The organism is Agromyces binzhouensis (genome assembly GCF_004135055.1).
Classification (GTDB): Bacteria; Actinomycetota; Actinomycetes; order Actinomycetales; family Microbacteriaceae; genus Agromyces; species Agromyces binzhouensis.
Window position 1 is genome coordinate 1 of record NZ_SDPL01000103.1, and the last position, 8,560, is coordinate 8,560.

9 protein-coding genes are annotated in these 8,560 nt (G+C 70.3%); 7 read left to right on the plus strand and 2 right to left on the minus strand.

All coding sequences use genetic code 11. The features are described 5' to 3' along the window. Positions 1-171 precede the first annotated feature (171 nt). Positions 172-1,194, minus strand: coding sequence for a putative F420-0 ABC transporter substrate-binding protein (locus tag ESO86_RS07190; protein WP_129234288.1), 1,023 nt, complete (start codon positions 1,192-1,194; stop codon positions 172-174). Positions 1,195-1,428: 234 nt separating this feature from the next. Between ESO86_RS07190 and ESO86_RS07195 the strand changes: the two genes are divergently transcribed. The 7 genes from ESO86_RS07195 to ESO86_RS07225 are packed head-to-tail and all read left to right on the plus strand — an operon-like array spanning position 1,429 to position 7,797. Further along, positions 1,429-2,379 carry an alpha/beta hydrolase gene (locus ESO86_RS07195; RefSeq protein WP_129234289.1) on the plus strand — a complete coding sequence of 317 codons (951 nt, stop codon included), beginning with the start codon at positions 1,429-1,431 and terminating at the stop codon, positions 2,377-2,379. Continuing rightward, positions 2,376-3,788: a dihydroorotase gene (locus ESO86_RS07200; RefSeq protein ID WP_129234290.1), complete on the plus strand. Its 1,413-nt coding sequence runs from the start codon at positions 2,376-2,378 to the stop codon at positions 3,786-3,788. The genes ESO86_RS07195 and ESO86_RS07200 overlap by 4 nt, the downstream gene beginning before the upstream one ends. Before the next feature lie 2 nt (positions 3,789-3,790). Beyond that, entirely contained in the window at positions 3,791-4,798 is a 1,008-nt protein-coding gene (locus ESO86_RS07205; protein WP_207207048.1) for an LLM class flavin-dependent oxidoreductase, read from the plus strand. Positions 4,799-4,837: 39 nt separating this feature from the next. Beyond that, the gene (locus ESO86_RS07210) at positions 4,838-5,674 is read left to right on the plus strand and encodes an ABC transporter ATP-binding protein (protein WP_129234291.1); all 837 of its coding nucleotides are present in this window, start codon (positions 4,838-4,840) and stop codon (positions 5,672-5,674) included. After that, positions 5,671-6,504, plus strand: coding sequence for an ABC transporter permease (locus tag ESO86_RS07215; RefSeq protein WP_129234292.1), 834 nt, complete (start codon positions 5,671-5,673; stop codon positions 6,502-6,504). The genes ESO86_RS07210 and ESO86_RS07215 overlap by 4 nt, the downstream gene beginning before the upstream one ends. Continuing rightward, positions 6,501-7,340 (plus strand): ABC transporter permease, encoded by an 840-nt coding sequence (locus tag ESO86_RS07220; RefSeq protein ID WP_129234293.1) that lies wholly within the window; start codon positions 6,501-6,503, stop codon positions 7,338-7,340. The genes ESO86_RS07215 and ESO86_RS07220 overlap by 4 nt, the downstream gene beginning before the upstream one ends. A gap of 10 nt (positions 7,341-7,350) precedes the next feature. Next, the gene (locus ESO86_RS07225) at positions 7,351-7,797 is read left to right on the plus strand and encodes a RidA family protein (protein WP_129234294.1); all 447 of its coding nucleotides are present in this window, start codon (positions 7,351-7,353) and stop codon (positions 7,795-7,797) included. 284 nt (positions 7,798-8,081) lie between these two features. Here ESO86_RS07225 and ESO86_RS18680 read toward each other — a convergent pair. Beyond that, the coding region (locus ESO86_RS18680) for a hypothetical protein (RefSeq protein WP_207207049.1) at positions 8,082-8,560 on the minus strand (479 nt) is incomplete at its 5' end.

Consider the following 8,560-nt stretch of genomic DNA (forward strand, 5'->3'; position numbering starts at 1 on the left):
GCACGACGGATGCCGCGAGCAGCGCGACCAGCGCGACCCCGACGCCGAACGCGGTCGCCGTCCCGGTGCGCCGAGGGGCCGACGACCGGCCCGAAGGAGACGGCGACCGGCGGGCGGGGTCGCCGGACGGCCGCGTCGCGCCATCCGTCGCCCTGCCCACCTGCATCGCCATCAGCGCGCTCCGAGCTGCTCCACGATCGCGGCGACCGCGTCGACGTTGCGGACGCCCGCCTCGGTGGAGGGGAAGTCCACGATCACGTAGCGACCGGCCTTCACCGCGGGCATCGCGGCCGTCGCGGGGTTGGCCTCGAGCCGTTCGATCTTCGACTCGGCGGTGTTCCATGCGGCATCCACCAGCACGATCACGTCGGGGTTCGCGTCGACGACCGCCTCCCAGGAGAGCGAGGTCCAGGTGTCGTGCACGTCGGCGACGACGTTCGTCAGCCCTGCGGCATCCATGATCATCTGCGGCGCGCCGATGCCGGCGCCGACGAACGGCTGGTCGTCGCCGGAGGAGTACCAGAGCGCGGTGAGGTCCTCGTCGTTCGGCTCGATCGCCTCGAGCGCCGCGCGCTGCTCCGCGACGAGGTCGGCGGCGGCATCCGTCGCTCCGAAGATCGCGCCGGCCTCCTCGAAGTCGGCGAACACGCCGTCGAAGGTCAGCGGGTCGGGCATGTAGCCCTCCTCCTTGCAGGCGGCGGGCGCGACGTAGGTGTGCACGCCGAGCTGCTCGAGCGTGTCGCGGTCGCCCGCGCCCTCGGCGGTGAGGTTCGACTCCCAGCCGGCGAAGACGAGGTCGGGCTCGGCGGCGAGCGTCGCCTCCTGCGACGGCACCTTGTCGGAGAGGATCTCGATGCCCGCGGCCGCGTCGGCGTACTCGTCGGGGACGGGACCGTCGGTGAACGCGGCGCCGACGACGCGGTCCTCGAGGCCGAGCGCGAGGAGGAGCTCGAGCGTCGACGACTTGACCGTGATCACGCGCTCGGGGGCGGACTCGAAGGTGACCTCGGTTCCGCAGTTGTCGACGGTGACGGGGAAGCCGGAGGCGGCGGGCTCCGCCTCGGCCGCGCCTGCGGCGGCACCGCCCGCGTTCGCCGTCTGGGCGCAACCGGCGAGCAGGGCGACGGATGCCGCGGCGGCGAGCGGCGCGATGACGAGCGCGGCGCGGGTTCGGTGTCGGGTGGACGTGTGCATGGGACCTCCGGGATGGCGTGCGTGCGTGATCCGACGAACGTCGGCGACTCGCGGCCCAATCCCGGGCCGGCCCGACCGGCCAATCCGAGCCGGCGGTCACTCGTCATCATTCCACGCGATCGAAAGGGATTCAATACTGGATTCTGGATCCAAAATAGGGCATGATCCAGAACACGGGTGACGGAATGCACCCGAACCACGCGTCGCAGCGTTCAACGGAAGGACGTCGCATCCATGCAGACGACACCGGTCGAGTTCCACAGCGAGGGAGACCGCCTCGCCGGGCTCTGGCGCACCCCCGACGGCCCCGGCCCGCACCGGGCCATCGTCCAGGGCCCCGGATGGCTCGGGCTCAAGGACGCCAAGCTCTACGTGCGCTACCACGAGGCGCTCGTCGCCGCCGGATTCGGCGTGCTCGTGTTCGACTACCGCGGCTTCGGCGACTCGGGCGGCGACCGAGGCATCCTCTCACCGGCGCGGCAGTTGCAGGACCTCGTGAACGCGGTCACGTACCTGACCACGCGCGACGACGTCGTCGCGGACGCGATCGGCGTGTTCGGCACCGGAGGCACCGGCGGCGGCAACGCCGTGCTCCTCGCCGATGCCGACCCGCGCGTCAAGGCCGCCGTCAGCCAGGTGCCCGTCGCCGACGGCACCGACTGGCTGCACCGGATGCGGCAGGAGCACGAGTGGCTGGCCTTCCTGGCCGGGCTCGACGCAGACCGCCGACAGCGCGTCACGACCGGCACGGGCCGGCTCGTGCATCCCCGCGAGGAGATCATGGTGCCGACTCCCGAGCGGCGCGCGACCACGATCAAGGCCGACGTCGACGATCGCATCCCGTCAGCCATCCCGCTCTCGTGCGCCGAGGAGATCCTCGGCTACCGGCCGATCGACGCGGCGGCCCGACTCACGACGCCGCTGCTCGTCATCGGCGTCGAGGGCGACGCGACCACCCCCACCGACCACGCCGAGCGGCTCTACGCCGCCGCGCGAGGCCCCAAGCAGCTCGTCATGCAGCGGCACACCACCCACTACGCCGCGTACGACCGCTACTGGGAGCAGACCACCCCGCTGATCGTCGACTGGCTCGACCGCCACGTGCGACCGAGCCACGTCGACGTCCGCACCACCCGCTCGCCCGGCGAGGGCGAGTCGATCCAGCGCATGGAGGCACCGCAGTGACCATCGACCTCAGGATCGCCGGAGGCGTCGTCGTGACGCCGTCCGGCCCGACCACCGCAGACCTGCTCGTCGACGACGGCCGGATCGCCGGCCTCGTCGCGCCGGGCGTCGCCGTCGACGCCGCCCGCACCATCGACGCGACCGGACGGCTCGTGCTGCCCGGCATGGTCGACGTCCACGTGCACACCCGCGAACCGGGCTACGAGCACAAGGACGACATCCTCACCACCACCCGGCAGGCCGCCGCGGGCGGCGTGACGACGATCTTCGGCATGCCCAACCTCAACCCCCCGACGGTCGACGTCGAGACGCTCACCGACGTCTTCGAACGCTACGCGTCGACCTCGATCGTGGACTGGAACCACAACCCGGCGCCGACGAAGTTCGACGACATCGTGCCGATGGCCAAGATGGGCATCAACGCCTACAAGATCTACATGGTCGTCGACACCGGTCGCACCTACCCGCACCCGGCGGGCACGGGCATCCACGACCACGGCCACCTGCTGCAGATCATGGACCGCATCGCCGGCACCGGCAAGCGGTTCATCGTGCACCCGCACGACCAGGCGCTCATGGACTACATCGAGGGCGAGGTGCTGGCGCGCGGCGAGAACACTCCGCAGGGCTACGCGTCGGCGTACGCCGCACGCGAGGGTGTCATCTGGGACACGGCGATCGATGTCGTGCTGCGCCTGGCCGAGGCATCCGGATGCCCCGTGCACATCGCGCACATCCAGACGCGCCGCTCGATCGAGGCGGTCCGTCGCGCGAAGGCCGCCGGCGTCGACGTGACCTGCGAGGTGAACCACTGGGCGCCGTTCCTCTCCACGTGGGGCGACGTCGAGACGCTCGGTCCGTACGCGCTGTCGTACTGGGTGCCCGACGAGAACCGCGCGGCGATCTGGGAGGGCATGCGCGACGGCACGATCGACATCGCCAGCTCCGACCACGCGCCGCACACGCGCGAGGAGAAGGAGATCGGCTGGACCGAGATGTGGAGCGCGCACACCGGCACGCCGGGCATCCAGTACTACTACGAGCTCATGCTCGACGCCGTCAACCGAGGCGAGCTGACCCTCGAGCGCGCGGTCGACATGGTCGCCCGCATCCCGGCCGAGAAGTTCGGCCTGGCGGGCGTCAAGGGTGCGCTCGAGGTCGGCGCGGACGCCGACATCGTGATCGCCGACATGCAGCACGAGTGGACGATCACGAACGACGACGTGCTCTCGAAGATCGGCTGGACGCCGTACGACGGCCGCACCATCAGCACCCGGATCGAGCGCACCCTCGTGCGCGGCCGGGACGTCTACGCCGACGGCGCCGTCGTCGGCGAACCCGGGTACGGGAAGCTCGCGGCCGCTCCGGCCGAACTCGCGGCCGAGACGGCCGGAACGGAAGGGAACTGACCATGGCGATGAAGTTCGGACTGCTGCTGCCCCACTTCGGCGAGGAGGCGAGCCGCGAGAAGCTGCTCGAGGGCTCCAAGCTCGCCGAGCGGATGGGCTTCGACTCGGTGTGGGTGCGCGACCACCTCGTCTTCGAGCCGCACGGTGAGATGGAGAAGCCCAACCGCACCTTCTACGACGCGCTCACGACCCTCACCGCGATCGGCGCCGTCACCGAACGGATCGAGCTCGGCACGGGCTCGCTCATCCCGTTCCGGCATCCGCTCGTCACGGCGCTCATGGCCGGCACGATCACGCAGCTCGTCGGACCGCGGCTGATCCTCGGCTTCGGCGCCGGAACGTTCGACCACGAGTTCGAGGCGATCGGATGGGGCGACCTCGACCGGGTCGAGGCCGTGCGCTCGAACGCCGAGATCCTGAAGCGCGTCTTCACCGAGAACGACGTGACCTACGACGACGGGATCTTCTCGTTCGAGAACGTCACGATCGAGCCCAAGCCCGTCGGCGGACGCGTGCCGTTCTGGTACTGCGGTGCGACGCCGCGGTCGGCGCGCCTCGCGGCGGAGTACGCCGACGGTTGGATGCCCGGCCGCATCTCGCTGGCGACGATGGAGAAGCGCATCGCGACGATGCGCGACATGACGGATGCCTCGGGCCGCCCGCTGCCGACCGTCGCCGTCATTCCGCCGACCTCCATCGAGGAGACCCGCGAGGAGGCGCTGAAGCACGTGAACATCCCGGGCCTGCTGGCCTGGGCGAACAAGGCGAAGTTCGCAGTCCGCCCGCCCTCGGGTACGTTCGAGACCGTCGAGGACCTGTCGGGCCAGCTCATCGTCGGCAACCCCGACGAGGCCGTCGAGGAGCTCAGGAAGTTCGAGGCGATCGGCACCGAGCACGTCGTCTTCGACTTCCGGTTCAAGTTCGACCGTTTCTTCGAGCAGATCGAGCTGCTCGGCACCGAGGTGCTGCCGAAGATTCGCGAGCACGCCGCCGAGCCGGCCCTGACGTAGGCGATGGGAGCTCCCGTGAGCGTGGAAGAGGGTATTGCGATGACGACGACGACCATCGAGCCGGCCGGAGGCGAGGCATCCGCTGCCCCGCTGATATCGGTGCGCGACCTGACGGTGAGCTACGACGTGGCACGCACCGGATCGAAGCTCATCGCGATCGAGGGCGTCGACCTCGACGTGCGCGAGGGCGAGTTCGTGACCGTGCTCGGGCCGTCGGGCTGCGGCAAGACGACCTTCATGAACGTGATCGCGGGGCTCGTGAAGCCCACCGCGGGGCAGGTGCTCGTGGCCGGGGAACCGGTCACGGGCCCCGGCCCCGACCGGGCGGTCGTGTTCCAGGACTACGCGCTGCTGCCGTGGCGCACGGTCTTCGACAACGTGAAGTTCGGGCTCGAGATGCAGAAGAGCCTGCGGGGCGGCGGATGGCGCGACCGCGTGCAGGAGGCGATCGAGCTCGTCGGCCTCAGCGGGTTCGAGCACTCCTACCCGCGCGAGCTCTCCGGCGGCATGCAGCAGCGCGTGGGACTCGCCCGCGCGATCGTGGCGCAGCCGCGGATCCTGCTCATGGACGAGCCGCTCGGCGCGGTCGACGCGCTGACGCGCGAGGTCATGCGGGCCGAGATCGAGAAGCTGATCGCGGCCACGGGGAAGACGGTCCTGTTCATCACGCACTCCATCGAGGAGGCGATCCTGCTCGGCGACCGGATCGTGGTGTTCAAGAGCCACCCGGGTGCGATCAAGGAGGTCATCGAGACCGGACTTGATCGCCCGCGCTCCGAGCGCAGCATCCAGAGCGACCCGCGCTTCCTCGAGCTCCGCGATCACCTCTGGGACGCCCTGCAGGGTGAGGCGGCCGCAGCGGCGGTGTCGAAGTGAGCACGTTCCTCGCCTCGGGGCCGAACCTCGGACGGGGCGGCATCGCGGCGTGGCTCGCCGGGCTCAGCGGGCGCGGCAAGGCGCTCGTCCTGGCGGGCGAGGTCGTCGTGATGCTCGTCGTGTGGGAACTCGTCGTCGGCGTGTTCGGCTGGATCAACCCGGTGTTCTTCCCGCCGCCGTCGGCCGTCGCGCAGGGCTTCGTCGAGCTCGTCCAGAGCGGCGCGCTCGCCGCGAACCTGACGGTGTCGATCCAGGCGTGGCTCACGGGCTTCGCGATCGCGGTCGTCATCGGCATCCCCGTGGGCCTGCTGATGGGGTCGGTGCTCCCGGTCGACCGGATCGTCGGCCCGATCGCGTGGACGATCTACGCGACCCCGACGATCGCGTACCAGCCGCTCGCGAAGGCGTGGTTCGGGTTCGGCATCGGCCCGGTGATCTTCCTCGTGACGATCAGCGCGCTGTTCCCGATCCTGCTCAACATCGCCGCGGGCATGCGCACGACGAACCAGTCGATCATCAACGCCGGCCGCGTCTACGGAGCGAACCGGTTGCAGCTGTACCGTTCGGTGTTCCTGCCGTCGACCGTGCCGTTCCTGTTCGCGGGGCTCCGGCAGGCGGTCGTGCTGGCGACGATCGGCATGGTCGTCGCCGAGCTGGCCGGGTCGTCGTCGGGCATGGGGGCGCTCATCATCCGCGCCGCCAACACGTACCAGACCGACCAGGCGTTCGCGGCCATCGCAGTCGTCGTGGTGTGGAGCGTCGGCATGACCCAGGTGGTGACCCTCATCGAACGCTGGGTCGCACCGTGGACGAGGAAGGGCCGACGATGAGCGTCACGTCAGCGACCGGGACCAACCGGATCGTCCGTCCGCGGCGCGTGGTGCGCACGGGCGAGGCCAAGTGGGGCCTGCTGCTGTTCGCAGTGGTGGCCGGCATCGTGCTCGTCTGGGAGGCGGCGGTCAGCTGGTTCCAGCTGGTGCCCGCCGCGTTCCTGCCACCGCCGTCGGAGATCATCGTCGCGTTCGTGCGCCTGCTCGGCGAGCCCGAGTTCTGGGCGGCGTTCGCCTACAGCATGACCAACGTGCTGATCGGCCTCGCGATGGCGATCGTGGTCGGCGTGGTGGTCGGCCTCGCGGTCGGCTGGTCGCCGGTGCTCCGGTTCACGGTCGCGCCGTTCCTGTGGCTGCTGTACTCGACGCCGAAGGTCGCGCTCGCGCCGCTGTTCATCCTGGTGCTCGGGCTCGGCAACGAGTCGAAGATCGCGCTGGTGTTCCTGCTCGCGGTGTTCCCGATCATCCTCAACACGATGGAGGGCGCCGTCACGGTGAGCCCGTCGCTCGTGAACGCCGGCCGTGTGTTCGGCGTGAACGGCGTGTACCTCGGCTGGAAGGTGATCTTCCCGGCGACGCTGCCGTACAGCCTGTCGGGCATCCAGCGCGGTGCCGCGCTCGGCTTCACGGGCGAGGTGCTCGGCGAGTTCCTGGGCGGCACGGGCGGTCTCGGGCACCTGCTCGAGTTCGCGGCGTACCAGTTCATGATGGCCGAGGCGATCGCGATGGTGATCGTCATGGTCATCATCGCCAACCTCACGCTGTGGCTGATCTCGGCGCTGCGGCGCCGACTCGCCCCCTGGTACGACGATCGCAAGATCGTCGGGGCGTCGTAGGAGCGTACGTATGGAGAAGCAGATCGTGGAGCCCGTCGGGGTCTACCCGCCGACGGCCGACTTCAGCCAGGCCATCCGCGTCTCGGGCGGCGACCTCGTCTTCGTGAGCGGGATCATCGGCATGCGACCGGATGGCACGATGCCCGCCGACGCCCGCGAGCAGGTCGAGCTCGCGTTCGCCAACCTGGCCGCGGTGCTGGATGCCGCGGGCGCGACGCCATCCGATGTCGTCAAGGTGAACGTGTTCGTCCGCGACGACTTCCGCCTCGTCCGCGACGACGTGCGCGAGATCCGCGCGCGGTACTTCACGCACGACTTCCCGGTGTCGACGCTCGTGCAGGTCGCCGGCTTCGCCGGCCCCGAGTACCGCTTCGAGATCGAGGCGATCGCGGCGGTGCCGTCGCGGGCGGATGCCGCGGCGGCGGTCGTTGCGCCCGCCCGCGCGTCGGGCGGCTGACGCGGCATCCGCCCGCCCCCAAGACTGCCGGCCCCCGTCTCATGCGCGATGACGGGGGCCGGCTGCCGGCGTTCGCCCGTCCCCGCTCGGCTCTCGTCTCTGGGACCGGCTTCCGGGCTCCGCTGCCGGGTGGGAACGACGTCACCATCGGCGGGTGTGAATCCCGTTGGACCCACCGAAACTGACGACGACCGCCGCCGCCGATCCGCGTTCACGGTCGGTCCCACCTGGTCTCGCTGCGGCGCGGCAGCGTGGCAGCAGGCCGGGCCGCTCTGAGCGACCGGCTACCGGGCGTTTGGCAGACTGGCGCGCCAGCTGTCGAGGGCTTCGTATTGCGCTGCGATGTCGGCGAAGACGTCGCTGCTGTCGGCGAGGTCGAACACCTGCTTTCGGTATTGCCGCCGCAGCGGCAGTCGGAGGTGTTCGAGCTCGGGCAGGTCGAGGAGGGGTGAGAGATCGGCGTCGAGCAGGCGGATGCCGGGCAGTGCCAGTGTCCGAAGGCGGGTGAGGGATCTGACCCATCCGAGGTCGGGAAGGGTGACGCTCTTGTCTGATCCGGGGTGTCCGTTGCCGAACTCGAGCGCGGCGAGTCGCGTGAACGCGCCGAGCGAGGTCGGATCGTCGAGTCGGTGTGCGGCCTCGACGCTCAGATCAGTCAGGTTCTCCAGGGCGGTGAGCGGTGCCAAGCTGACCAGGCTCGTCGCCCCGCCGAGCCGCAGCGCGCGGAGTTGATCGTGGCGGCCGAGCGCGGTCACGTCACGGT

Excerpts from the sequence above, each read along its gene's own strand:
- ESO86_RS07190 (WP_129234288.1), bottom strand. The coding sequence starts at position 1,194 with ATGCACACGTCCACCCGACACCGAACCCGCGCCGCGCTCGTCATCGCG.
- ESO86_RS07195 (WP_129234289.1), top strand. The coding sequence starts at position 1,429 with ATGCAGACGACACCGGTCGAGTTCCACAGCGAGGGAGACCGCCTCGCC.
- ESO86_RS07205 (WP_207207048.1), top strand. The coding sequence starts at position 3,791 with ATGGCGATGAAGTTCGGACTGCTGCTGCCCCACTTCGGCGAGGAGGCG.
- ESO86_RS07210 (WP_129234291.1), top strand. The coding sequence starts at position 4,838 with ATGACGACGACGACCATCGAGCCGGCCGGAGGCGAGGCATCCGCTGCC.
- ESO86_RS07220 (WP_129234293.1), top strand. The coding sequence starts at position 6,501 with ATGAGCGTCACGTCAGCGACCGGGACCAACCGGATCGTCCGTCCGCGG.
- ESO86_RS07225 (WP_129234294.1), top strand. The coding sequence starts at position 7,351 with ATGGAGAAGCAGATCGTGGAGCCCGTCGGGGTCTACCCGCCGACGGCC.